Origin of the sequence: Alicyclobacillus shizuokensis NBRC 103103, assembly GCF_001552255.1 — a bacterium.
GTDB classification, from domain to species: Bacteria; Bacillota; Bacilli; order Alicyclobacillales; family Alicyclobacillaceae; genus Alicyclobacillus_G; species Alicyclobacillus_G shizuokensis.
This window is the reverse complement of sequence record NZ_BCQV01000001.1, coordinates 26,496-51,038: the sequence shown is the minus strand read 5'-3', so window position 1 is coordinate 51,038 and position 24,543 is coordinate 26,496. Positions and strand designations below refer to the sequence as shown.

Annotated in this window: 24 protein-coding genes; 23 read left to right on the top strand and 1 reads right to left on the bottom strand. The window is 58.9% G+C overall.

Annotation, left to right across the window (positions count from 1 at the left end; all coding sequences use genetic code 11):
- The first annotated feature begins 163 nt into the window (after positions 1–163).
- From ASH01S_RS00270 to ASH01S_RS00250, 5 genes are all read left to right on the top strand, one after another.
- Positions 164–1,819 carry a ribonuclease J gene (locus ASH01S_RS00270; RefSeq protein WP_067921675.1) on the top strand — a complete coding sequence of 552 codons (1,656 nt, stop codon included), beginning with the start codon at positions 164–166 and terminating at the stop codon, positions 1,817–1,819.
- Positions 1,820–2,019: 200 nt separating this feature from the next.
- Entirely contained in the window at positions 2,020–2,778 is a 759-nt protein-coding gene (locus ASH01S_RS00265) for a ClpP family protease (protein WP_067921891.1), read from the top strand.
- A complete protein-coding gene (locus ASH01S_RS00260) occupies positions 2,775–2,993 on the top strand; it encodes a YlzJ-like family protein (RefSeq protein WP_067921672.1) in 219 nt (72 codons plus the stop codon). Before ASH01S_RS00265 ends, ASH01S_RS00260 begins: the two co-directional genes overlap by 4 nt.
- Positions 2,994–3,089: 96 nt before the next feature.
- Complete coding sequence (locus ASH01S_RS00255; RefSeq protein ID WP_067921669.1) at positions 3,090–5,597, top strand: FtsK/SpoIIIE family DNA translocase; 2,508 nt, start codon at positions 3,090–3,092, stop codon at positions 5,595–5,597.
- 111 nt (positions 5,598–5,708) lie between these two features.
- Entirely contained in the window at positions 5,709–6,317 is a 609-nt protein-coding gene (locus tag ASH01S_RS00250) for a hypothetical protein (RefSeq protein ID WP_067921666.1), read from the top strand.
- Between the two features lie 29 nt (positions 6,318–6,346).
- Here the strand turns inward: ASH01S_RS00250 and ASH01S_RS00245 are convergent, their stop codons facing one another.
- A complete protein-coding gene (locus ASH01S_RS00245; RefSeq protein ID WP_067921664.1) occupies positions 6,347–6,685 on the bottom strand; it encodes a thioredoxin domain-containing protein in 339 nt (112 codons plus the stop codon).
- A gap of 148 nt (positions 6,686–6,833) precedes the next feature.
- Between ASH01S_RS00245 and ASH01S_RS00240 the strand changes: the two genes are divergently transcribed.
- The 18 genes from ASH01S_RS00240 to ASH01S_RS00160 all read left to right on the top strand — a co-directional run bounded on the left by ASH01S_RS00240 (position 6,834) and on the right by ASH01S_RS00160 (position 24,376).
- Entirely contained in the window at positions 6,834–7,850 is a 1,017-nt protein-coding gene (locus ASH01S_RS00240; protein WP_067921662.1) for a hypothetical protein, read from the top strand.
- Between the two features lie 46 nt (positions 7,851–7,896).
- Positions 7,897–8,697: a DUF3388 domain-containing protein gene (locus tag ASH01S_RS00235; RefSeq protein ID WP_373278532.1), complete on the top strand. Its 801-nt coding sequence runs from the start codon at positions 7,897–7,899 to the stop codon at positions 8,695–8,697.
- Between the two features lie 27 nt (positions 8,698–8,724).
- The gene (locus ASH01S_RS00230) at positions 8,725–9,702 is read left to right on the top strand and encodes a helix-turn-helix domain-containing protein (protein ID WP_067921660.1); all 978 of its coding nucleotides are present in this window, start codon (positions 8,725–8,727) and stop codon (positions 9,700–9,702) included.
- 54 nt (positions 9,703–9,756) lie between these two features.
- Positions 9,757–10,251 carry a YajQ family cyclic di-GMP-binding protein gene (locus ASH01S_RS00225; protein ID WP_067921658.1) on the top strand — a complete coding sequence of 165 codons (495 nt, stop codon included), beginning with the start codon at positions 9,757–9,759 and terminating at the stop codon, positions 10,249–10,251.
- 112 nt (positions 10,252–10,363) lie between these two features.
- Positions 10,364–10,942, top strand: a complete 579-nt coding sequence (gene pgsA / locus ASH01S_RS00220; protein ID WP_067921647.1) for a CDP-diacylglycerol--glycerol-3-phosphate 3-phosphatidyltransferase — start codon at positions 10,364–10,366, stop codon at positions 10,940–10,942.
- A gap of 4 nt (positions 10,943–10,946) precedes the next feature.
- Positions 10,947–12,215, top strand: coding sequence for a competence/damage-inducible protein A (locus ASH01S_RS00215; RefSeq protein ID WP_067921644.1), 1,269 nt, complete (start codon positions 10,947–10,949; stop codon positions 12,213–12,215).
- Positions 12,216–12,255: 40 nt separating this feature from the next.
- Entirely contained in the window at positions 12,256–13,836 is a 1,581-nt protein-coding gene (locus tag ASH01S_RS00210; RefSeq protein ID WP_067921885.1) for a DEAD/DEAH box helicase, read from the top strand.
- Positions 13,837–14,067: 231 nt separating this feature from the next.
- The gene (gene recA / locus ASH01S_RS00205; RefSeq protein ID WP_067921637.1) at positions 14,068–15,120 is read left to right on the top strand and encodes a recombinase RecA; all 1,053 of its coding nucleotides are present in this window, start codon (positions 14,068–14,070) and stop codon (positions 15,118–15,120) included.
- Entirely contained in the window at positions 15,110–15,877 is a 768-nt protein-coding gene (locus tag ASH01S_RS00200; protein WP_067921635.1) for a regulatory protein RecX, read from the top strand. The genes recA and ASH01S_RS00200 overlap by 11 nt, the downstream gene beginning before the upstream one ends.
- 216 nt (positions 15,878–16,093) lie before the next feature.
- Entirely contained in the window at positions 16,094–16,324 is a 231-nt protein-coding gene (locus ASH01S_RS19440) for a YezD family protein (protein ID WP_083516675.1), read from the top strand.
- Positions 16,325–16,634: 310 nt separating this feature from the next.
- Positions 16,635–17,639 (top strand): sulfonate ABC transporter substrate-binding protein, encoded by a 1,005-nt coding sequence (locus tag ASH01S_RS00195; RefSeq protein WP_067921882.1) that lies wholly within the window; start codon positions 16,635–16,637, stop codon positions 17,637–17,639.
- A gap of 4 nt (positions 17,640–17,643) precedes the next feature.
- Complete coding sequence (gene ssuD / locus ASH01S_RS00190; protein ID WP_067921632.1) at positions 17,644–18,786, top strand: FMNH2-dependent alkanesulfonate monooxygenase; 1,143 nt, start codon at positions 17,644–17,646, stop codon at positions 18,784–18,786.
- A 14-nt stretch (positions 18,787–18,800) separates the two neighbouring features.
- The gene (locus ASH01S_RS00185; RefSeq protein WP_217996286.1) at positions 18,801–19,577 is read left to right on the top strand and encodes an ABC transporter permease subunit; all 777 of its coding nucleotides are present in this window, start codon (positions 18,801–18,803) and stop codon (positions 19,575–19,577) included.
- Positions 19,544–20,392, top strand: coding sequence for an ABC transporter ATP-binding protein (locus ASH01S_RS00180; protein ID WP_083516674.1), 849 nt, complete (start codon positions 19,544–19,546; stop codon positions 20,390–20,392). Before ASH01S_RS00185 ends, ASH01S_RS00180 begins: the two co-directional genes overlap by 34 nt.
- A 226-nt stretch (positions 20,393–20,618) precedes the next feature.
- The gene (rny, locus tag ASH01S_RS00175) at positions 20,619–22,172 is read left to right on the top strand and encodes a ribonuclease Y (protein WP_067921627.1); all 1,554 of its coding nucleotides are present in this window, start codon (positions 20,619–20,621) and stop codon (positions 22,170–22,172) included.
- A gap of 76 nt (positions 22,173–22,248) precedes the next feature.
- Positions 22,249–23,031, top strand: a complete 783-nt coding sequence (locus ASH01S_RS00170) for a TIGR00282 family metallophosphoesterase (protein WP_083516673.1) — start codon at positions 22,249–22,251, stop codon at positions 23,029–23,031.
- Positions 23,032–23,141: 110 nt separating this feature from the next.
- The gene (gene spoVS / locus ASH01S_RS00165; RefSeq protein ID WP_026962035.1) at positions 23,142–23,402 is read left to right on the top strand and encodes a stage V sporulation protein SpoVS; all 261 of its coding nucleotides are present in this window, start codon (positions 23,142–23,144) and stop codon (positions 23,400–23,402) included.
- 17 nt (positions 23,403–23,419) lie between these two features.
- Positions 23,420–24,376, top strand: coding sequence for a dipeptidase (locus ASH01S_RS00160; protein WP_245628868.1), 957 nt, complete (start codon positions 23,420–23,422; stop codon positions 24,374–24,376).
- Positions 24,377–24,543: the final 167 nt, after the last annotated feature.

Here is a 24,543-nt window from a genome sequence, read left to right as displayed (position 1 = left end):
TGCGTATTGTACGGAATCGGTGTGCGGCGAGTCGTTTTTGGACACGGCGGATCTGGATGCCCAGTTTCGACACCAGGGGCACAATTCGCAGAGAGGATATTTTTGTGTTTTTTTGTGGATCAGATGTACGAGCTGGACGGCTCGCAAGTACGGAGGTGCTACGTTGGCGCGCAAGCAAAAATTGACTATCGTCTCGCTGGGAGGAGTCGGCGAGATTGGGAAAAATATGACTGTGTATGCTTATGGGAATGACATGATTGTTGTCGATGCCGGATTGAAGTTTCCGGAAGAAGAGTTACTGGGGATTGATGCCATTATTCCGGACATCTCATACCTGTTGGAAAACAAAGACCGCGTTCGCGGTATTTTTCTGACCCACGGTCACGAAGACCACATCGGCGGCTTGCCTTACGTCCTGAGGAGTTTGAATGTGCCGATTTACGGAACTCGGTTGACGCTGGGATTGGTGGAGGGCAAGCTGCGTGAACATGGCTTGCTGGATACAGCCAAGCTGATCAACATCGATGGGGACAGCGTGATTGATGCCGGCGCATTCAAGGTTTCTTTCTTTTATGTGAACCACAGTATTCCCGACTCAGGGGGATTTGCCATTGATACGCCTGAGGGTCTTGTGATTCACACCGGAGACTTCAAGTTTGACCATACGCCGGTCGACGGCCGGCTGGCGGATGTGCAGAAGTTGGCCGCATACGGAGCGCGCGGGGTGCTGGCACTCGTGGCGGACAGCACCAATGCCGAACGTCCAGGATTCACTCCCTCGGAACGAGTGGTGGGCAAGGCCATTGAGAACATCCTGGCGCAGGCGGAGGGACGCGTGATTCTGGCCACCTTCGCGTCGAACATCCACCGCATTCAGCAGGTGATGACGATTGCTGAACGGATGGGGCGCAAAGTGGCTCCTGTTGGCCGCAGTATGGTCAACAACATCCAGGTCGCTATGCAGTTGGGGTACCTGGATGTGAAGCCCAGCACGTTAATTGACGCCGACGATGTGAGCAAGCTTGCACCCGAAAATGTCCTGATTCTGTCCACCGGGTCGCAGGGTGAGCCGATGTCGGCTCTGACGCGGATGGCCCGCTCCGCTCACCGCAAGATCGAGATCTACCCGGGAGACACAGTGGTCCTGGCCAGTTCTCCGATTCCCGGCAACGAGCGGGCGATTGCGCGGACGATTGACCAACTGTTGAAGATTGGCGCTCATGTCATCTATCAAGGGGTGCACGTGTCCGGCCACGGCAGTCAGGAAGAGCTGAAGTTGATGCTGAACCTGGTGCGCCCGCAGTATTTCCTCCCCGTACACGGGGAGTATCGTATGCAGCTGCGCCACGCGGAGCTGGCGGAGGCGACCGGGGTTCAGCCAGAGAACATCTTTATCGTCGATTTGGGCGATGTGGTGGAGTTTGACAACGGTCGCGCCCGTTTGAGCGGTAAGGTCACAGCCGGCATGGTGTTGATTGATGGTCTCGGAGTCGGGGATGTCGGGAACATTGTGCTGCGGGATCGCAAACTGTTGTCGCAGGACGGCATCCTGGTCGTGGTTGTGACGCTGTCGAAGACCGCCGGCACTATTCTCTCCGGTCCGGATATCATCTCGCGGGGGTTTGTGTACGTGCGGGAGTCGGAAGCCTTGCTCGAGGAGGCCAACAAAATTGTGGCGTCGACGTTAACGAAGATGGTGGCGGACAATATCAGCGAGTGGTCTTCCTTGAAGACGGCGGTGCGCGACGCCTTGGGGCGTTTCCTGTATGAACAGACGCGCAGGCGGCCCATGATTCTGCCCATCATCATGGAGGCGTGAGAGAGTTCCACTTGGTATGAGGCGGCCTAAACGGGTCGGCTTTTGCATGCGGTGGCAGCTTCCACCCCATACTAGGTCTTGAGTAGAGCCTCTTGTCGCAGGGGTGACAAGTGAAGGGGTGGATTGACATGACGTATGGGGACGTGGGGAGTCAGCTTGCCGATGCGGCGGGAGGGGGAAACAGCCAGCAGGCACTGAGAATGGACGGCGAAGCGCAGCCTGCCCCGGTTGCGCCTGATGCGCAGAGCCCCAATCCGGAAGGGGTCGCCAACGCCATCGCCTCGTTGGGGCAGCCCGCTCCCGTGCAGGCCGAATCGAACATCTATTGTCTGACGGTCATCGGACAGATTGAGGGCCATCTGGTCCTGCCCGCGCAAAACAAGACCACCAAGTACGAACACATCATCCCGCAGCTGGTGGCCGTGGAACAAAATGAAAAAATCGAAGGTTTGTTGCTCATTCTCAACACAGTAGGGGGCGACGTGGAGGCGGGGTTAGCGATCTCGGAAATGGTAGCCAGTCTCAGCAAGCCGAGTGTGTCGTTGGTATTGGGCGGCGGCCACTCCATTGGTGTGCCGATTGCTGTAAGTACAAATTATTCCTTTATTGCAGAGACGGCTTCGATGACCATTCATCCCATCCGTTTGACCGGCATGGTTATCGGCGCCCCTCAGTCGTTTGAATACATGGAGCGCATGCAAGAGCGCGTGATCCGCTTTGTCGTACAGCACTCCCACGTCAGCGAACCTGTGTTTCGCGATCTGATGCTGAACACGGGCGAACTCGCGCGCGACATCGGGACAACCGTGGTCGGACCGGACGCTGTACGCTACGGCCTGGTGGATGAGGTCGGCGGCATCGGCAAGGCGATGGCCAAGCTGCAGCAGTTGATAGCGGAGCACAAAGCCCGTCAACCGGTGGCGGGGCTGGCGGCGCCTGCATCGGGGATGAAGCAATGAGCCTGTTTTGGAGTATCGTTCCCTTTGGTGCCGTGATGTCCGAGTTGAACGAGGTCAGTCCGTACCGGGAGTGCGACTTTCAAGGGGTGCACCTGTTAGTGACCCCCACAGGCTCGGGCAAGGCGCGGATTGAGCGCGTTCTGAGTCCGTATCCTCAGGATTACCTGCGGCCGTACCTGCAACCGGGAACGGAGATTCCGTACCCTGGGGACTGACGGGCAAGCGTTGGCGGCCGATTGGCAGGAAATGCACCCCCACATCGCGAAATAGTGTCCGAATGAGTGCCGGATGGCACACAGGAGGGCGCACAAGTGGGTAAGAAACAGCACAAGCAAGAAATTCTACGCTATGAATTGACCGGCATGGCGCTGCTTTCCCTCAGTGCCCTGGCCCTGGGTCGACTGGGAAAAGTGGGTCAATATCTGGATATTGCCTGCGTCTGGATTGCCGGTTCGTGGAGTTTTTTGCTGCCGGTGTTTGTAGGGTACGCGGCGGTGTACACTATGGTGCGCCGGACGACCTTTCCGTGGCATCATCGCCATATGGGGCTTCTGGTCTTATTCATCACCTGGCTGACCGGGATGGAGTACTCGTTTTATCAAAACGTCTCCAAGTTCTATCCGTCCGGAAATGTCCCCCTGTTTTCGGCCACCATCACGGCCATCAAACAAATGTGCCGGCTGGTTATGGATCCGGCCGCAGTCGACTCGTCGCAGGTCAGCGGAGCCGGCGGTGGGCTGGTCGGCTATGCGTTCTTCTCGGTCGCTTATTACTTGTTCTCGGGCACGGGCACCTTGTTGGTGTTGGGCGTTGGCGTGATCATCGGCGGGGCGTTGGCCACCGGCGTCTCCTTGGTCACGGTGGTGCAGCGCGGCACCGACTTCATGGAGCAGCGTTTGGAAGGGGTTTGGCGGGGCACGAAGGGCTATCTCGGTTTGTTGTTTGGTCCGGATCCGCAACATCCCCGCGGGCAGAGAAGACAGCGCAAGGAGCGAACAGAGGATCGGGAAGGAAATTCCATCGGCCGTGAAGGCGGCAGGAAGCGACGGCGCCAACCGGCGGCGGTGGTGGAGGGAGAGTTTTCGGAGATCCCCTTCACACCTGATGCAGCGGCGTCCTCTGGAGACCCATCCGACACGGACAGGCGGCCGGTGATCCACGATTTCGCGGCCAGACGACGGGCTCAACAGGACGTCGAAGCGGCGCGGGAGGGTCCCACGATGGAGCAGGTGGGGAGCCAGATCATCATGCGCTATCCCGATCCGCCCGTTCCCTCCCTGCAACCGCCACCGAAAAAGACGGCCGGGGTGTCACCGCCGCCAGCCGCTGGCCACGCGGAGAGCGAAGTGGGCTATCCGGTCGGGGCACCGGTTCGGGATGAGAACTATCAATTGCCGCCGCTGCGGCTTTTTAAACTGCCCAAGGGTGGCAAGAGCGGGTTCAGCCATAAAGACGCGCAGGACAACGCGCGCAAGCTGGAGATGACTCTGGAGAGTTTCGGCGTGCATGCAAAGGTTTTGGAAATCAGCCGTGGGCCCACGGTCACCCGCTATGAACTGCAGCCGGCCATTGGTGTCAAGGTGTCGCGCATTGTCGGGCTGGTGGACGATATCGCGCTGGCGCTGGCGGCGCGCGACGTCCGTATCGAAGCGCCCGTGCCGGGAAAGTCGGTGATTGGGATTGAGGTGCCCAACGCGGAGGTAGCCATCGTCACCTTGCGCGAGGTGCTGGAGGCGCCTGAGTTTCAGGAGGGCGACAGCAAACTAGCCCTGGCGCTGGGGCGTGACATTGGCGGCGCCGCCATCGTCGGAGATCTGCAGAAAATGCCGCACCTGTTGGTCGCGGGAGCTACCGGATCGGGCAAGAGCGTATGCATCAACGGGATGATTGCCTCCATCTTGATGAAGGCGAAGCCGCACGAAGTCAAGTTGATGATGATTGACCCGAAAATGGTGGAGTTGACTGTGTATAACGGGATCCCGCACCTGCTGGCGCCGGTGGTGACGGATCCGCGTAAAGCTGCGTATGCCCTGAAGAAGGTTGTGCTGGAGATGGAGAATCGATATCGCGCGTTCGCAGAACGCGGAGCGCGGGATATTGAACGGTACAACCAGATGGTGGAGGGAGAAGGGGCGGATCCGCTGCCGTATATCGTCGTGATCATCGACGAATTGGCTGACCTGATGATGGTGGCGCCGGGAGACGTGGAGGATGCGATTTGCCGCATCGCACAGATGGCGCGCGCCGCAGGCATTCACTTGATTGTAGCGACTCAGAGACCCTCGGTCGACGTCATCACCGGCTTGATCAAGGCGAATATTCCGAGCCGCATTGCCTTCGCCGTCTCCTCGATGGCCGATTCGCGCACCATTCTTGACATGGGTGGAGCGGAAAAGCTGCTCGGACGCGGCGACATGCTGTACCTGCCGGTGGGCGCTTCGAAGCCGGTGCGGGTACAGGGGGCGTTTCTCTCCGAGGAAGAGATTGAGCGCTTGGTGGCGCATGTCAAGCGACAGCAGGAGGCGGTATACACCGTCGATTTGAATCAGCCGGATGATACCGCCGGCGAGGCGGAGGAGACCGGCAACGATGTGGACGACCTGTTCGTGGATGCGATGGATCTGGTTGTGGACAGCGGACAGGCGTCGGTATCCATGGTCCAGCGGAGGTTTCGGGTCGGATACTCGCGGGCGGCCCGAATCATCGACCAAATGGAACAACATGGGCTCGTCGGCCCGTTTGAAGGCAGCAAGCCGCGGGAGGTGCTCGTCAGTAAGGAACAATGGATGGCGGTCCGAGAGTCGTTTCGTCGCCGATGAGGCATGGATGTCCCACCAGGTTCATACAATGTACGGCACGGTACGGCAGGCGGATGGGGGTGACTCCTCCGTCCCGCCCGTGCCATGGACAAGCGGTGAGGGGGGCGTTCCATGCCTTTGCTGTCCCAAAAAGGCCGTGGATTGTGGCTTGGCGGTCTGGGTTTGTTGCTGATGGTTGCGACCGTGCTGGGTATCGCGGGTGATGAACTGCGGTCGACGATGCATAAACTTTTGGCGCTGGATGCGCCAGCGCGGTCCGTTCGAGCGGACCACTCAGCAGGAGGTGAGCAAGCCTCCGCTGTGCGGGATGTTCCAGATTCGGTGGTAGCCGCGGTGGCGCAGCACGTAGGCGGCATTCAGGGGTTGGACGAACTGGTGGTGCTCCCGCACGGAAACGAATACTTGGTGTCGGCCACGGTCAATGTGGCATCTGGGGATCCAGGGGCCGAGCGGTTCAAAATAGCGGCCGACGTGCAGACCTTTTTCGCCGGGATATTCGCCAGTGACAAGAAGGTCCAGCAGGGCGAACTGTCGTTTCTGTCTGCCGACGGGGATATCGTGGCCAGTGCGGGACTGGGACGTCATGCCTACCAAGCGATGAGCGTGTCTGCAATGGGGAAGAATGGGATTTGGTTTACGGAGCAGATGAACCGCTCTGAGGACGATAGCCAGGGCGTGAACGCATCTTGGTTTCAGGTCGATGTCAGCCGCCTGCAATAGGACCAGGTTGACACGGCCATACAAAGCGGTCAGCGCCGCTTCGTATGACCGAACATGTAGGCGTGGGAGACGCCGATGTCGCGCCGGCGCACTTCCCGCATTAATGCCCGCACTAAAGGCTGATGCCCAGTTTTCATCAAAACCTCAATAATGGTTTGAGTGGTGAAGGGTTCATCCAAGGATTCTACAACCTCTGGGTTTTCTTCCAGGTGTTCCAGCCATCGGTCGTCGAACTGTTCTCCCCGCCGCTGTCGATACGCACGCTGGTACAGGTCCTTCACGGTGACCGGGAGGTTGAGCACCTCAAGATAAAAATTGAGTTGGTACAGCGCCTTAGCCACCGACAGGTGTTCTCCTGAATGTGTCATGTTTGGCCACCTCTTGCCTTCATTATCCCGGTTTGCCGACAGAATGGCAAGGACATTTCCGAAATACACGGTACCTGGAACATGGTACAATATGCAGCGATGGCTGAGGACAGCGTGTTGGAGAACCGTTCGATAAGGGGTATGCCGATTGCAACGCGGGTTCAGAGTTCAGACAACAATCCTGCTGGGAGCCTGCCTGTGCCTGCTGGGCGCGGGCGGATGCGGGGCTCCCGATCTCACGACGATGCGCCCGAGTGTGACGAAGCAGGCGGCGATTGTGTACCTGGTCGGCCATCGACTGCCGCATTGGTCGGAAAGTCAGGTGCTGGCCCTGCAGTCTTCCACCGGTTTGGTCATCGCGGCCACATCGTTGACGGATCGCGGCCAGGTACTGTCGCGCGCGCGCGAATTGGTCCGCCGTACAGCCGATAGGCCGCCCCTGTTGGTGGTGGTTGCGGAGCAGCCACCGAGCGCAGATTTTGTGTCGTTCCTGCGCCGACACCAAGACCTCAAGGTGGAATGGATCTGCCGCAAGGCGGCATCGGTGCAGCTGGACAACCTGCGACAGGTGGTGGACAACCAGCGGCTGGCCGCGTATGCAGCCGGCTGGCTGGCCGGATCGATTGCTATGCAGAGATCCTCCCACTCCCTAGCCACCGTCGGTTGGTACGTGACGGGGAGCGAGCCGTCGGCGCCGCTCGGCCACACGTTCCTCGCCGGCTTGTACAACGGGAACACGACGGCGAGGGTGGTTGCTCTGCCCGCGGACAGTTCGACGGAGCTTCCGGGAGTAGTGGTTGTGTGGGGGGAGGTTCCGGCCAAGCTTCGGCAGCAGGCTCTTCTGTCGGGCAGTCTGCTGGTGACCCCGCTAGGGCAAACTCCATCGGCGGACTCGGTGGTTTTGACGTTGCCCCCCGTATCGGCACTGACTGCCGATTTGCGAGCGTATAAGGAGAACAAGTGGCGTCCCGGTGTTCAACAAGCGGACACAGCTCCTCAGATTGACGTTGACCCTAGTGTCGTGCCAGCGGATATGGTTACGGATCTGCAGCAGGTTCAGACGACGCTTGCAGCCCAGCCGACCGTACCGGAGAAACAGTGGCAGGCAATCAGCGCGGAAGTGAAGCAGAAATGGCAGTCCGATCTGGATATCCCTTCCGCATGATCCCGTATGGCTTTTGGCAATCTACTGGGAAGGAGTCTGAATCCGCGTGTCGAATGGGAATAAGGATAGCGCATCGGTCGTGCACGAATTCTATCTGCAGTATCACATCCGCAACAACCGTCCCGGGCTTCTCGGCGACTTGGCGTCCCTGTTGGGGATGTTGGGGTTTAATATTGTGCAGTTGAACGATTTGTCGGAGGAAAGCCGAGGTTTCCTGTTGCAAACCACCCATCCGGAGAATGTCGAGGTGTTGCGCCATATCCTCAGTTGTCTGGAGGATGTGGAGTTGGCGGGACTACGTCCGCCGTCGTTGCGGGATCGGATGTCGCTGCGGCACGGGCGGTTTATTGAACGGAGCGACACGGAAGCCCGAACGTACCGGTTTGTGCGTGATGAATTGGGCGTCTTGGTAGATTTCCTGGGCGAGATCTTGAAGCGACCGGGGCACCAAGTGATAGGGTTTCGCGGACAGCCGCGTGTGGGCAAGACGGAATCCATAGTCGCCTCCAGCGTGTACGCCAACAAGCGGTGGACCTTCATCTCATCCACTTTGCTCCGGCAAACGATACTCAAGGACCTGCCGAACGAATATTGGCGTGGTGAGCGGTTTGTGTACATCATCGACGGGGCTGTATCTACGCTCCGTGGGGGGGAGCAGCATATGCGTTTGGTGGAGCAGGTGATGGCGATGCCGGCTCCCATTGTGATTGAGCACCCGGACATCTTCGTACGGCATTCTCGCTTCGGCTGGAACGTGTTTGATTTGTTGATTGAACTTCGTCACCAGCCGGATGAGCAGATTCTGTACGAAGAGTATGAACGAGAGGCGGCGAATTGGCAGGAATAGAGGCTCATGACGTCTGGAGGGTTTGGCATGCGCGAGTTGGGCGAGACGTTGCGTCGGCGGCGCGAGGAGCTGGGAATGGACCTGGACCAGGTTGAACGGATGACGAAGATACGTAAACGCTACTTGTCTGCCATCGAGCAGGGGGATTGGAGATCTCTCCCCGGGGACGTATACGGGCGCGGGTTTGTGCGCAGCTATGCAGAAGCTCTCGGGCTTGACGGCTTGGCCTTGCTGCGTGAAATGGATGAGCGCCGCGCCCGTGCGGCAGTTCCAACTGACGATACGGCGACAAGGGGCGACGATGACCGGACCGTTTCACAGACAAGCTCATTTTCCGTTCAAAAGGAGCGGGACGATATGCCCCTTGCCCGGGCGAATCCGGTTGACGCGGGACCCAGGCGTTCGGCACCCGTTCGCGATTCCCACTCGCGCAAACCGGGCATTTCAATCCCCAGTGGTTCTGGACAGGCGGCCATCGTTGCGGCCATCTTGGTTGCGCTCGGAGCCGGGTGGTGGTACCTCAGCCATGTGCATGGTCACGGGGCATCGCAGCGGGCTGCGCAGAACACGGCCGCAGGCGGTACACATGCCACCAACACCGCCTCCTCGGGCGGCCATCAGCCGAAAACGAGCCACCATTCTTCCGCTCACAAGGGCGGAGCGAAGCCGACGCCGTCTCCCAAACCGAGTGTGACCATCACGACGGAGCCCTATCAGGACGGCGTGCAAAAGTATGTAGTGCAAGCCAGCGATCCGTTGACCATTCGTGTCAGTGCGGTGAGATCTCGCTGCTGGACGCAGGTCACCGCCGATGGCAAAGTGGTGACCAGCAGTGATATGTTGGAGACGGGGCAGAACCGCACGTGGCACGCCGAGTCTTCCCTGAACATGGTTTTGGGGGCGGCGTCTGCGGTACAGCTGCAAATCAACGGCAAATCGGTTAAACTGCCGGATGTCAACGGCCGGGTAGAGGTGCAAATCGTCAAGTCTGGGTCAGCAAAGTGACGCCCGGGTGTATCACCATTCTTACTGTACGGGAGTTGGACGGGAGGGGTTTATATGGCGAAGGAAGCATCGTTTGATGTGGTCTCCAAGGTCGATATGCAAGAAGTGGACAATGCTGTCAACCAAGCGAACAAGGAACTGTCGACGCGCTTTGACTTCAAGGGCAGTCGCAGCCGCATTGATTTTGAGGGCAAGGAGATCACCATCCTCGCGGATGATGAGTATAAACTCGCGGCCGTGTTCGATATCTTGCAGAGCAAGTGCGTCAAACGTGGAGTGCCGCTGAAAGCTCTCCAGCGGGGCAAAGTGGAGCCAGCGAGCGGTGGCGCCGTTCGGCAGACCGTGACCATACAGCAAGGGATCTCGCAAGATGTCGCCAAGCAGATCACAAAGCTTGTCAAAGACAGCAAACTCAAGGTGCAGGCGTCCATACAGGGGGAACAGGTGCGCGTCTCCGGGAAGAGTCGCGATGACCTGCAGGCTGTCATTCAGCGCCTCCGCGAAGAGGACCTTTCTGTCCCATTGCAGTTTGTCAACTTTCGTTCATGACTGCGTACGCGTCTGCCCGGTCTACTTTGACTGCTTTTTTGTAAGTAGGCTATACTGAGTGCGGTGAGCACGGCGCGGAAAGTGCGCAGCAAAGAATGGGGCGTGGGTGCGATTGAATCTGGCTAACCGGATCACGATAGCCAGAATTTTCTTTGTGCCGGTCATCGCGTTTCTACTTCTGGTGCGGTTTGACTTTTGGTCCTTCACCATCAATCATCGGACAACCACGGGCAGCGAGATCCTGGCTGCGCTCGTATTCATGCTGGCAGCTAGTACAGATGGGATCGACGGATATATTGCAAGGAAACAACAAATTATCACTAATTTCGGCAAGTTTTTGGATCCGTTGGCTGACAAGCTGCTCATTTCGGCGGTGCTCATCAGTCTCGTCGAGATGCAGCGTCTGTCCGCCTGGGTGGCCATCATCATTATCAGCCGCGAGTTCGCAGTGACCGGGTTGCGATTGGTCGCGGCGGCGGACGGCATCGTCCTGGCCGCGTCCAAACTAGGGAAGTTAAAGACCCTGTCCCAGGTGATCGCGATGGTCGCTTTGATTGTCAACAACTTCCCGTTCTCTCTGATCCGGTTTCCGTTTGATACCTTGATGGTTTACGTCATGGTGGTGATGACGGTGGTCTCAGGAATGGATTACTTCGTTAAGAACAAGCACGTCATCGACGTCAGGGGTTGATTGTGTGCAGGGTAGCGAGGTATGTCGAGCTGAACATATTGCGGTTGGCAGTGAAATTCTGCTTGGCCAAATCGCTAATGGACACGCGCAAACGATCTCTCTGGCCCTTGCGGAACAAGGGTTTTTTCTGTTTTATCACACCGCAGTCGGTGACAACCGGAAACGCCTCATCGAGGTGTTTCGGCAGGCGGCGCGGCGTTCCAACACGGTGATTGTCACAGGCGGATTGGGGCCCACCGAAGACGACTTGACGAAGGAAGCGCTGGCCGAGTACTTGGGCCGGCGGTTGATTCTGTCCCAGTCTGCCCTGGAACATCTTGAGTCCTATTTCCGCGGCCGCAAACGACCGATGCCAGAGCAAAACCGCAAACAGGCGTTGTGCATTGAGGGCGGCGAGTTGATTCCCAACCCCAATGGGACAGCACCGGGGCAATACATTTGTGCGCATGGCGTACACTACTTCTTGTTACCCGGTCCGCCGTTGGAAATGAAGCCGATGTTGCTGACATCCGTGCTTCCGAAACTGACACAGGTGTTTCCCAACCGACAGCTGATTCGCTCCCGCGTCCTCCATTTCTGTGGCATCGGAGAGTCAGATGTGGATGCGCAGATTTCGGATCTGCTGGCACAAGCGAATCCCACCTTGGCTCCGTTGGCGGGGGAGGGGGAAATGCTACTACGCATCTCCGCTGCCGCAGACAATGAAGACGCCGCTTGGGCGTTGATTCAACCGGTGGAGGAGGAGATTCGCCGGCGCTTTGGGGCGTACATTTACGGTGTAGACGAGGAGACGCTGCCGATGGCGGTGGGCCGTCGCCTGCGCGAGGCGGGGTGGACATTGGCCTTAGCAGAAAGTTGCACGGGCGGACTGATATCCTCTATGATAACGGCGGTGCCAGGAAGTTCGGTGTACTTTCAAGGCGCTGTAGTCGCGTATCAGAATGAGGTCAAACGGGCCGCGCTCGGGGTTGAGGAGACCACGCTCGGCGCGCACGGGGCCGTCTCAGAGCAGACGGCGGCCGAGATGGCGGTGGGCGTCAAAGCGCGGCTGCAAGCGTCGGTCGGGGCCGCTGTCAGCGGGGTTGCGGGACCCGGGGGTGGGACTCGCGAAAAACCGGTCGGCACGGTTTGCGCCGCTGTGGCTTGGCCGGGCGGTGTATGGACCTGGACCATGAACCTGCGGGGTTCCCGCGAGCAGATTCGCATCCGGGCCGCGAAGCGGGTTCTGTGGGAGGTGTACCGCCGGATAGGGAATGGTCCGTCGGAGAAATGAAGCCGACTTCCGGATGGGAACAGCAGAGAAAGGTGAGAACATGACGTCATTTACGGATTTACCGCTGAGCAAACGCGTCCAGGACGCGATTAACGACATGGGTTTTGAAGAGCCGTCGCCGATTCAAGCTGCGTGTATTCCGCTCGTCCTGGAAGGGCGGGAAGTGATTGGACAGGCACAGACGGGTACAGGGAAGACAGCCGCTTTTGGCATTCCCATGGTGGAGATGGCGACAACCGACAGAGCCGTGCAGGGGCTGGTGCTCACGCCGACACGTGAGCTGGCCATCCAGGTGGCTGGTGAGTTTCGGAAAATCGCCAAGTACAAGCGGATTCGCACCTTGCCCATCTACGGTGGACAGTCGATTGTCCATCAAATCCGGGCCTTGCAGCAAGGTGTGCAGATTGTGATTGGCACACCTGGGCGCGTGCTGGATCACCTGCGTCGCGGGACGCTCAATCTGAACCATGTCCGAATGGTGGTGTTGGACGAGGCGGACGAAATGCTCGATATGGGTTTCATCGAGGACATTGAGGCCATCCTCTCCGAGACGCCGGAGGAACGCCAGACGCTTTTGTTTTCGGCCACGTTTCCAGCCGCGGTCAAGCGACTGGCCGGTCGGTACATGCACAATCCCGAGCACGTGACCGTCAATCGCGGCGAGGTCACGGTGCCGATGATCGATCAGGTGTACTACAAAGTTCTGGAGCGCAACAAGCTGGAGAGTCTGTGCCGCATCATTGACAGCGAAGAGGTCTCTTTGGGCATCATTTTTTGCCGCACCAAGCGCGGCGTGGATGAGTTGACCGAAGCGCTCCTGGCGCGTGGATACCTGGCGGACGGGCTGCATGGAGACCTGAGCCAAACACAGCGGGACAGGGTTATGCGCAAATTTCGCACCGGTGACATTGAGCTTCTTATCGCCACCGATGTCGCCGCGCGCGGCATCGATGTCGAGAACGTGACACACGTCATCAACTACGACCTGCCCCAAGACCCAGAGTCCTACGTGCATCGCATCGGCCGGACCGGCCGCGCGGGCAAGCGGGGCTTGGCGATATCCTTGGTCACCCCGCGGGAGTTTAAGCTGTTGAAGCAGATTCAGCGGGAGACAGGGGCCAACATGGAGGGCCGTGATGTCCCCACCCTGGCGGATGTGGCGGAGAGGCAGGCGGAAATGTGGCGCGAGCGGTTGGTGGAGGCGATTCAAGAGGGCGGTCTCGCCCACTATCGTGCCATTCTCGGCAAGGTGGTCGATGATTTCGATCCGGTCGATGTCGCCTGCGCGGCCTTGAAACTGGCTTCTGCTGGCGAGATGCAGGGGCGCGAAGAGGATGACTACGATTTTGGGGATACGGGCGCCAAGCCAGGGATGGTGCGGTTCTTCGTCAACATCGGCCGTGCCGCTCGGATTGGACCTTCCGATTTGGTGCGGACCATCTCGGAAGAAGCGGGAGTCCCCGGACAGGCTATCGGGAAGATCGATATCTTTGACCGCTTTACTTTCGTGGAAGTGGAACAAGAATCGGCTCCTTTCGTGTACGAGGCGTTGCGTCACAGTCGCATCAACGGTTCGCGGGTCAACCTGGAGCCGGCCAAACCGCGCAGCCGCATGCGTTGAATCTGGGGATCGCGAGGCCGGACGTCCCGGCAGGACGCATCTGCGCACCCGGCAGGGGTGCGGATGCGTCTTTTTCGATGTTGGAGGGGAACAGGTGTTTGCATAAGCATCAGGAATTGATACAATAGGCAACAGGAGAATCATCAGTGGATGTCGAAAACCGGTGTACGTAATGATGGGAACGCTGAATCCGTGCAGCGGGATGGCGGACCAGACAGGATGGTGGCAAGGATGAACGATAAACGGGCGGCCCTGGAGATGGCCTTGAAAAGGATTGAGAAGGACTTCGGCAAAGGGTCTGTCATGTGGTTGGGCGAGGCCTCGGCTTCCATGAATGTGGAGTCCATTCCGACAGGCTCTATCGCCCTGGACATAGCACTGGGTGTCGGTGGGTTCCCGCGTGGGCGAATCATCGAGATCTACGGAGCCGAATCCTCCGGTAAGACGACTGTGGCGCTGCATGCCGTGGCGGAGGTCCAAAAGCGGGGTGGGCAAGCGGCTTTCATTGATGCGGAACACGCGTTGGATCCTGTGTACGCGCAAAAGCTGGGCGTGAACGTGGACGAGCTGTTGATTTCGCAGCCGGATACAGGTGAGCAGGCGCTGGAAATTGCCGAGGCACTCGTGCGCAGCGGCGCCGTGGACATCATCATCGTGGATTCGGTGGCAGCTTTGGTGCCCAAGAATGAATTGGAAGGGGACATGGGCGACTCGCATGTGGGTTTGCAAGCTCGATTGATGTCCCAGGCACTGCGAAAATTGGCTGGCGCCATCTCTAAATCAAAGACCATAGCCATCTTCATCAACCAGATCCGTGAAAAGGTTGGCGTGATGTTCGGGAATCCGGAAACGACTACCGGCGGCCGTGCGCTGAAGTTCTACTCCACCATCCGCTTGGAAGTGCGCCGTGCGGAAGCGTTGAAAATCGGGAATGACATCGTCGGCAGCCGCATGCGTATCAAAGTGGTCAAGAATAAAGTCGCGCCGCCGTTCAAGCAGGTGGATGTGGACCTGATGTTCGGTGAAGGCATTTCGCGAGAGGGCAGTCTCATCGACATCGGCACAGAGTTGGACATCATTCAGAAGAGCGGCGCGTGGTATTCATTCCAGGATGAACGCCTGGGCCAGGGACGGGAAAATGCAAAGCAATTTCTGAAGGATCATGCTGATATCGCGGACAGCATCGAACAGCAGATCCGTGCCCATTTCGATTTAAACCCGGCACCGATTGCTGTGACTGCGGCCGCCGACGACGATGATGAGGGATTCGCATTTGAAGAATGAACAGGATTCACAGCGGCCTGAGCCGCAGATTCCCGGAAAGTGGGAGCCTGACTCTGCGGAAGCTGCGCTGCCCGCCGACGGTTCATGTGAGCGCCGCGAGTGGAAAATCGCGTCTGTCTCTGAAGTGACAGGACAACCCGACTGGCTCCGCGTGCAGTTTGCGGATCGTCCGGAAATTGTCGTGGCGCTCAGGGACTGGGTTGATGGACGATTCAAGGTGGGGCAGACTGTAGACACCGAGATGCTAGCCCAATTGGAGCGGAGTGCTCAGGAATTGGCCGCTTTCGAAGCGGCTCTCCGCTATTTGAGACGGGCGCACACGGAAGCTGAAGTGCGAAGTCATTTGCGGCGGAAGGGGTACCCGAAGGATGCTAGGGAGGGGGCTATCGCCCGTCTCAAGAGGATGGGCGCTATCGACGATGAGGCTTATGTAGCCCGCTTTATCGAGGTGAAGGCAGGCCGCATGAGTCGCAGAGAATTGTCTTGGAGACTGCGGCAGAAGGGCGTGGAGGGGCGGGTTCTGTCTGCCCACATGGATGACGAGCGGACCCGGCAGGCGGAGCGGGATACCTGCCGACAGCATGCCCAAAAGTATTGGAATCGCTTGAAAGATCACGACCCGTCGGTGCGGGCGCGCAAACTGGCCGCGTATTTGGGCCGCCGGGGATTTCCGGCGGATGAATGCCGCGCAGCTATCCATGAAATGCTCTCGCGCGCAGATGCTGATTCCGTATATGAGGACACGGATTGGATCTGACCGGTGATCTGATCTCAGACTCGGCCTTTGGGCCGGGTTTTTTGTTTTGTTATCGGTGGATTATGCTTTGCCGTCGTGTTCGCAGCGAAAATCGCAGTTGACATCGCCCGTTGGGGTCGCTATATTCAAGGTGCGGAAAACCCATAATCCGTATATAATTAGTTTGATTTAGCGGCGCGGGAGGATTTCCCCCAGACAGGTGGTGACGTGGAAAGGATGGCGGCCTCTTTTCATCTTGATGACGAGTGGAAAGACCGAATTGCCGCGAGTCTTGACGGGATGCGATTCGGCACGGTCGAAATTACGGTGCACGAGGGTCGCATCGTTCAGATTGAGCGGCGAGAGCGCGTGCGGTTTGACGCCTCGGGCACAACCCGTACCCCCGCCGCAACCACACGGGCGACAGCAGGAACCAGACCCTCTCGCGGGAATGCCCCACCATCGTAGAGATGTTTCGATCCGGTTGCTGTGCGTGAATTGTACCCATCTCCATAGGCCGATCGGACCACCGAAGGCTCTGGCTGCGCTAGCGGATAGCGTAGAATTCAGGGCTATTTTTTGTGTTCGTGGAGAAGTGGGGCCCGCACACGTGTGGCTGCGAGCGGAATGCGCTGGACAGAGCGGGTTGTTGGGACGGTGAGCAAATGGTGAAGATTCATCGACCGGCAGCCGACCGGGATGGCGTTAAAAGGAGGGAAGGATCTTGATACGACGCAAAGCTAGGTTCGGAATCCCGCATCACGGATGGCGACTCGGTATTGGTGCCCGTGGAGCAGTCAAGCGTTTCGCAGCCGCGCTATCCGTGCTGGGCCTGTGCGCGGTGGTCTCCGCCTGCGGCACCGCGGGCGGCAACGAGCAAGCGGGAGGCACCACGTCGAACAGCGGTGCGGGTACAGGTGGCGTTGTCCACATTGGCTACCAGAAATACGGAACGTTGAACATCCTGAAGGCCCGAGGCACCCTGGACAAGGATTTGAAGAAAATCGGATACCGAGTCGACTGGACCGAGTTCCCAGGTGGCCCGCAGCTCCTGGAGGCGATGCGCTCGGGCAGTATCGACATTGGACACGCCGGGGAGGCGCCGCCCGTATTTGCGCAGGCGGGTGATGTCTCCTTGGTCTATCTGGCCCATGAGCCCGCCAGCCCGCACAACGAGGCGATTCTTGTACCGAAAGGTTCTCCGATTCACACCTTGGCACAGTTGAAGGGCAAGAAGATTGCCTTGAACAAAGGGTCCAACGTGCACTACCTGCTGGTGAAGCTGTTGCAAAGGGCCGGCTTGAAATACAGCGACATTCAGCCGGTCTACCTGGCGCCGGACGAGGCACGGGCAGCCTTTCAACGGGGCAGCGTGGACGCATGGGTCATCTGGGATCCGTACTTTGCCGTGGCTGAATCGCAGCTGCACGCGCGGGTACTGGCGGACGGCGAAGGGGTGGTACAAAACCACGAATTCTATTTGGCTTCCCGCACCTGGGCGCTTCAGCACCAGGCCGTGGTGAAGGTTTTCTTGAGAGACCTGTCGGAGACGGACGCTTGGGCCAAGACTCATCGAGCTGCGGTGGCGCGCCTGCTGGCTCCGCAGCTCGGCATCGACGAGAAGACGCTGCTGGTGGCCGCCAATCGCCGGACATACGGCGTGCAACCGATGGACAAAAAGACGGTTCAGCAGCAGGACATCGCCGACACGTTTTATCGCCTCGGTCTGATTCCGAAGTCCATCCATGTCGCGCAAGATGTGCTTCCCCAAAATGGAGGGTGATAGTATGGACGTGTTTTGGTTTATCCCCACCCACGGCGACGGGCGTTACTTGGGAACCCAATATGGTGGACGCAGCGTGGATCTGGCGTATGCGCGACAAATCGCCCAGGCTGTCGATGCCCTGGGCTACAGCGGTGTGCTTTTGCCGACCGGCCGCTCCTGTGAGGACGCATGGATTATGGCTGCGGCGTTGATGCCGGCGACGGTACGCCTGAAGTTCCTCGTGGCCCTGCGGCCAGGGCTCATGTCTCCGGTCGTAGCAGCCCGTATGGCTGCTACTTTTGATCGCTTGTCGCAAGGTCGCTTGCTGCTCAATGTGGTCACCGGAGGCGATCCGGCCGAGCTCGCGGGGGACGGATTGTTCTTGGAACACGATGAGCGGTACCGGCTGACGGCGGAGTTTCTGGCCATTTGGCGGCGGGTGATGTCCGGGGAAACGGTGGATTATCAGGGCCGTCACCTGCGCGTCGAAGGCGCCAGGCTGCTCTTTCCCTCACTCGTGTCCCCGCATCCGCCGCTGTATTTTGGCGGATCGTCCGCGATCGCGCAGGAAGTGGCGGCCGAACACGTGGATGTGTACCTGTCCTGGGGTGAACCCCCACGCCAGGTGGAGGAGAAAATTTCCCGCGTCCGTCATTTGGCGGAGGCCCGCGGCCGGCGATTGCAATTTGGTCTGCGGGTGCATGTCATCGTTCGCGAGACCCAAAAAGAAGCCTGGCGCGCTGCGGAGGAGTGGATACAATACTTGGACGAGGAAACGATAGCCCAGGCGCAACGGGTGTTTGCCCGTTACGACTCGGAGGGACAGCGTCGGATGGTGCAACTGCACCGGGGCAACCGAGCGCAGCTGGAGATCAGCCCCAACCTGTGGGCCGGTGTGGGATTGGTCCGAGGCGGTGCTGGTACCGCGCTGGTTGGCGACCCCGACACGGTGGCCGCCCGCTTGGATGAATATCGTGAATTGGGAATTGACACGTTTATCCTCTCTGCTTATCCGCATTTGGAGGAAGCGTACCGCGTAGCGGAACTGCTGTTCCCCAAGTTGGGCATCAAATCGGGTTTGGGGAAGCCTCGGTTGCAGGGGCCTTGCGGGGAGATTGTGGCCAATGAGCAGATACCTGCTCCCATTTCGGAGGTGAACTCATGAACAGACGGCTGCGCATGCGGGTCCTCGCGACGCAGCGGCCAGCCGGATTGGCCGTAGTGGCCTTCGTGATACTGGCCTGGCAGGTGGCGGGGACCTGTGGATGGTTACCGGGGAGTGTGCTGCCGACTCCCTGGCTCGTCCTGAAGGCTGCGGTGCAGTTGGCGAAAAGCGGTGTGCTCGCCAGTGACTTGGCGGTCAGCGCGGGTCGGGCGTTTCTTGGGCTGGCCATAGGTGGCAGTTTGGGATTGGTGTTGGGACTTATCTGCGGTGTGTTCCGGATTGCCGAAACCCTGTTGGACTCGCTTTTGCAGATGATTCGGACCATCCCACACCTGGCGCTTTTGCCACTTGTGATTCTGTGGTTTGGCGTGGGGGAAGTAGCGAAGGTCTTTCTTGTGGCTTTAGGGGTCTTGTTTCCTATGTACCTGAACACCTACCATGGCATTCGTTCGGTGGACCCGGGATTGATTGAGATGGGAAAGATTTACGGATTAGGAACCTTTGCGCTGTATCGCCGTATCATTTTTCCGGGCGCGCTGCCGTCTATCCTGGTTGGGCTTCGCTATGCCCTGGGCATCATGTGGACCACGTTGATTGTCGCGGAAACGATTGCGGCCAACAGCGGCATCGGCTACATGGCGATGAACGCGCGTGAGTTTATGCAGATGGACGTGGTGGTGCTGAGCATCGTGCTCTATGCACTGCTGGGAGCACTGTCTGACATGGTGGCACGCATGCTGGAACGGAGGTGGCTGATATGGCATCCACAGTTCCTGAACGCCGCTTCTTGAATGACGGTGACGACCGGGATACGACAGGCGCCCGGGTTGAGGTTGACGATGTTGTCCGCCAGTTTGATGCGAATCGGGTGCTCAACAACCTGGAATTTACGGTGAAAGCGGGCGAATTCATCGCGGTGGTCGGAAAATCGGGGTGTGGCAAGAGTACGCTGCTGCGCATCCTGTCCGGCCTGGATAAACCCAACAACGGCACGTTGCGGGTGGACGGGCAAAGGATCGAGGGGCTTACGCCAGGCACGCGCGTAGTGTTTCAAGATGCGCGATTGCTGCCGTGGCAACGCGTGGTCGAGAACGTGGCCTTAGGTCTCCCCGCCGAGCTCCGGCAGGAGGCTGAGCAGGCCTTGGAGTGGGTGGGGCTGGCGGACAAGGCGCGGGAGTGGCCGGCCCGACTGTCGGGAGGACAGAAACAGCGCGTGGCCCTCGCCAGAGCTTTGGTGTGGAGGCCGCGTCTGCTGCTCATGGATGAACCGCTCGGGGCGCTGGATGCACTGACCCGCCTTGAGATGCAGCGGTTGATTGAACGCACCTGGCTGGAACGGGGATTTACGGCCATCTTGGTCACGCACGACATCTCAGAAGCAGTGATGCTGGCGGATCGGGTGCTTTTGCTGGAAGCGGGAAGGGTGGCTATGGATGTGCGCATCGACTTGGAGCGGCCGCGGCGGCGGACGGCAGCGTTCGACGGGTTTGAAGAGGCCATTCTCTCCCGCATCCTTGGGGACGAGGCGTCGCACCCTGCGAGCGAGGGAGGCGGGGCACCGGAGACGGGGCGGCCTACGCCGGCACCGTTGGCTGCCCAAAGCTGAGATGCGCGTTCGTCCCTCGCCATCTCGAGTCGCTGCCTCTCTAGAGGGCGGTTTCGGCGGCCGTTTCCACGGTCGGAGACGGCCGTTTTCCTCACCTTGACATCCCTTCTCATCAAAATATAGAATGAAAATGCGTATCATTTACGGCCTCTAGCTCGAACTGTGGTGTCGCCATGGCGTACCTGCTTGCGTGGCGGTTCGCGGCGGTGAGCAAGGAGGCAAATCCATGTCCAGTACTGCTGTGATTGTCGTCGCGGCAGCAGTTGCTGTCGTGGCATTGTTGGTCGGCTTTGGAGTTGGTTACGTCGTCCGGCGTGCGTTCGCGGAGGCGAAGATCGGCAACGCGGAGTCCAAGGCGCTTGAGATCTTGGAGTCGGCGCGGCGCGACATGGAAGCCAAGAAAAAGGAAGCCTTGTTGGAAGCCAAGGAAGAAGCGCATCGGATGCGCCACGAAGCAGAGCGGGACATCCGGGAGCGCCGGAATGAGATTCAGAAGCTGGAACGTCGTCTGTTGCAGAAAGAAGAGGCTTTGGACCGCAAACTGGAAGTTCAGGAGCAAAAGGCGGAGGAACTGAAAGACAGGGAGCGGCGCATCCAAGCTCTCGAAGCTGAAATCGAGCAGCTCCATACACAGCGCGTCGCTGAATTGGAGCGCATCTCGGGACTGACTCAGGAGAGCGCTCGCGAGATGATTCTGTCCGCTGTGGAGCGAGAAAGTCGTCATGATGCTGCCGTTCTGATGAAGGAGATTGAGCAGGCGGCGCGGCTGGAAGCGGAAAAAAAGGCAAGGGATATCATCGCGACCGCGGTGCAGCGGTGTGCTGCGGATCACGCGGCGGAGATCACCGTGTCGGTGGTGAACTTGCCCAACGATGAGATGAAAGGGCGCATCATTGGTCGCGAAGGGCGTAATATCCGGACGTTGGAGACACTCACGGGGATTGATCTGATCATCGACGATACCCCGGAAGCTGTCATCCTTTCAGGGTTCGACCCGGTTCGTCGTGAGGTGGCACGCGTGGCGCTGGAGCGGTTGGTCGCGGATGGCCGTATCCATCCGGCGCGAATTGAGGAGATGGTGGAGAAGGCACGGCGTGACATCGACGAATTGATCCGTGAAGACGGAGAGCAGGCGACCTTTGAGACAGGCGTTCATGGATTGCACCCAGACCTGGTAAAGTTACTGGGGCGTCTGAAATTCCGCACCAGTTACGGTCAAAACGTGCTCAAACACTCCATCGAAGTCGCACACTTGGCAGGCTTGATGGCGGCAGAACTCGGTCTCGATGTGCAGTTGGCCAAGCGAGGCGGGTTGCTGCACGACATCGGCAAGGCGGTCACCCACGAAGTGGAAGGCTCACACGTGGAGATTGGGGTCGATCTAGCCAAGAGGTACCGAGAACACCCGGTCGTAATCAACGCGATTGCTGCGCACCATGGAGATGTGCCGTTTACGTCCCCGGTTGCTGTGATTGTCGCAGCTGCCGATGCCGTCTCCGCGGCCAGACCCGGTGCGCGTCGGGAGACACTCGACATCTATATGAAACGTTTGGAGCAGTTGGAGTCGATTGCCGAATCGTTTGAAGGCGTGGAGAAGAGTTATGCGATTCAGGCGGGACGTGAAATCCGCATCATCGTAAAGCCGGAAGTGGTGGATGACGCGGAATCGATTCGCATCGCGAAGCAGATCTCGAAAAAGATCGAGAATGAATTGGATTATCCTGGACAAATCAAAGTCACTGTGATTCGAGAAACTAGAGCCGTGGAATACGCAAAATAGAGTAGCCTTTCGGCTACTCTATTTTTTCCCGCTTTATCGGGCTGAACGGGGGGCCTGCCTGGAGGAGGGCGTAGGTGTGCGCGTGTTGTTTATCGGCGATGTCGTCGGCCGGCCTGGTTTGGAGTTTACGGAAAAGGTGCTGGCAAGGCGGCTGCCAGACTGGCAACCCGACTTGGTTGTGGCCAATGGAGAAAACGCCAGTGCCAGCGGCCGCGGGTTATCTCCGCGTGTGGCGGAGCAACTGTACGAAGCGGGCGTGGAGCTGTTGACGCTCGGCAACCATGCGTGGGACCAGCGGGAACTGGTGGAGTATATCGATACAGACGCCCGTATCGTCCGCCCGGCCAACTTTCCGCCGGGCACGCCCGGTCGCGGCTATACCGTGTGCCCGGTCAACGGCAAATCTGTTCTCATTATCAATGTGATGGGCCGAACCTTCTTGAGTCAATTGGACTGCCCGTTTCGAGCTGTGGACGAGATCCTGGATGGGCACCGGGACGTGCAGCACGTGATTGTGGATATGCATGCTGAAACCACATCGGAAAAACTGGCCATGGGCTGGCATCTGGACGGTCGTGTGTCGGCCGTTATCGGCACGCACACGCATGTGCAGACAGCGGACGAACGGATTTTGCCGCGAGGGACGGCCATGATCACCGATGTGGGAATGGTCGGACCACGCAACGGCATTCTCGGTATGGACAGGTCGCGCATACTCCGCAAGATGTTGACGCAGATGCCGGAGCGTTTCGCCGTGGCCGAGGGTCCGTGCCAGTTCTGTGCGGTCCTCATCGATCTGCATGAGCAAACGGGCAAGGCGGTTGCCATTGAACGGGTTTGCATCTATGAAGACTCGTGAGGGTCTACGAACGGCGAGGATTTTCCACGCTGCAAGGAATCATTCGGGAATCTGTGAATATCGATATAATGTCCTAGTCCCGAGGTTTTCCCGAAGGAGGTCATCCGAGCGTGGATGTATTAAAGGTGTCCGCCAAGTCCAATCCCAACTCTGTAGCAGGGGCCTTGGCAGGAGTTTTGCGAGAACGTGGATCCGCCGAGATTCAGGCCATCGGGGCAGGTGCACTCAACCAGGCGGTCAAAGCTGTAGCCATTGCCCGTGGGTTTGTAGCGCCTAGCGGGGTGGACTTAATCTGTATACCTGCGTTTACGGACATCGTCATTGATGGGGAGGAACGCACCGCCATCAAACTGATTGTGGAGCCCAGATAAAGAAAGGAGAACCTGCGTTGTCGGTTATACCGGTGGCGGACGCGCACGTGGACGTGCTGTGGCGAATGGATGAACAGGGTCATCCTTTTTACGGAGACTCCCCCTTGATGGCCAGTTATGCGCGCATGCGCGCGAGTCATGTGCGCACCCAGGTCTTCGCCCTGTTCAGTTCCCCGCGGCAGTCCCCCGGTGCTCAATTGGAACAGGTGATGCGCTCATTGGATGTGTTCTACCGAGAGGTCGTGCGGCCTGGGAGTGTCCACATAGCCACGGATGCGCGCAGTCTGGCCGAGGCCCACGGTACGGGTCAAGTGGCGGCTTTGTTGTCGTTGGAGGGGGCCGGGTGTTTGCGCGGTCAGGTCTCTTTGCTGCGTGTGCTCCACCGTCTGGGTGTGCGGGGTGTGGGGTTGACCTGGAATGATGGTAACGAATTTGCCGACGGATGTTTGGAGACCCGCAACGCCGGGCTCACGCAACGGGGACGAGAGCTGGTGCGAGAGATGGCGCGGCTCGGCATGTGGCTGGATCTGGCCCACCTAGGAGACCAGAGTACGGCGGACGCCCTGCGCGTCTCGGATGGACCGGTGATGGCTTCCCATGCCAATGCTCGAAGCGTGTACGCTCATCCCAGAAACCTGACCGATGAGGTAATTCATGAGATCCTGGAGCGCGACGGTTGGATTGGGGTGACGTTTGAAGGGTCGTTTGTGGCCGAGCCCGAGCACCTGGGTGTGGAGGCGGTCTTGCGGCACATCGATCACCTGTTGCAATTGGGCGCCGAGGACCATGTGGGGTTTGGGTCTGATTTTGACGGGACCTCTCATCCCGTTCCGGGATTGGCTGACATGGAGGATTACAATGCACTTTCGGAACGGCTGCGCGAGCGCTACGGACGACGTCTGGCGGAAAAGCTGCTGTTTGAGAATCTGGAGCGGTTTTTGATGCAGGTTTTGCGTGCGCAGTCGCGCACCTAATCCACAGAGATAAATAAGAGCCGTCTGTTCGTCTCCATGAGTCTTATTCATGAGTCTATGGGTGACGCGGTGGTTCGCGGCCGCGTCGTGACGTCAGACGGTGCCCTTCTCCTCATTTTCGCGTTCTCTGGGCAGTGTGCCGGTTACCTCCGGACGCTGCCCTTTTT

What these genes read in the sequence shown, in the direction of transcription:
- ssuD (WP_067921632.1), top strand. Translation starts at nt 17,644, where the DNA reads ATGGACGTGTTTTGGTTTATCCCCACCCACGGCGACGGGCGTTACTTG.
- ASH01S_RS19440 (WP_083516675.1), top strand. Translation starts at nt 16,094, where the DNA reads ATGGCGGCCTCTTTTCATCTTGATGACGAGTGGAAAGACCGAATTGCC.
- ASH01S_RS00185 (WP_217996286.1), top strand. Translation starts at nt 18,801, where the DNA reads ATGCGGGTCCTCGCGACGCAGCGGCCAGCCGGATTGGCCGTAGTGGCC.
- ASH01S_RS00265 (WP_067921891.1), top strand. Translation starts at nt 2,020, where the DNA reads ATGGACGGCGAAGCGCAGCCTGCCCCGGTTGCGCCTGATGCGCAGAGC.
- recA (WP_067921637.1), top strand. Translation starts at nt 14,068, where the DNA reads ATGAACGATAAACGGGCGGCCCTGGAGATGGCCTTGAAAAGGATTGAG.
- ASH01S_RS00230 (WP_067921660.1), top strand. Translation starts at nt 8,725, where the DNA reads ATGCGCGAGTTGGGCGAGACGTTGCGTCGGCGGCGCGAGGAGCTGGGA.
- ASH01S_RS00210 (WP_067921885.1), top strand. Translation starts at nt 12,256, where the DNA reads ATGACGTCATTTACGGATTTACCGCTGAGCAAACGCGTCCAGGACGCG.
- ASH01S_RS00225 (WP_067921658.1), top strand. Translation starts at nt 9,757, where the DNA reads ATGGCGAAGGAAGCATCGTTTGATGTGGTCTCCAAGGTCGATATGCAA.
- ASH01S_RS00250 (WP_067921666.1), top strand. Translation starts at nt 5,709, where the DNA reads ATGCCTTTGCTGTCCCAAAAAGGCCGTGGATTGTGGCTTGGCGGTCTG.
- ASH01S_RS00245 (WP_067921664.1), bottom strand. Translation starts at nt 6,685, where the DNA reads ATGACACATTCAGGAGAACACCTGTCGGTGGCTAAGGCGCTGTACCAA.
- rny (WP_067921627.1), top strand. Translation starts at nt 20,619, where the DNA reads ATGTCCAGTACTGCTGTGATTGTCGTCGCGGCAGCAGTTGCTGTCGTG.
- ASH01S_RS00180 (WP_083516674.1), top strand. Translation starts at nt 19,544, where the DNA reads ATGGCATCCACAGTTCCTGAACGCCGCTTCTTGAATGACGGTGACGAC.
- ASH01S_RS00260 (WP_067921672.1), top strand. Translation starts at nt 2,775, where the DNA reads ATGAGCCTGTTTTGGAGTATCGTTCCCTTTGGTGCCGTGATGTCCGAG.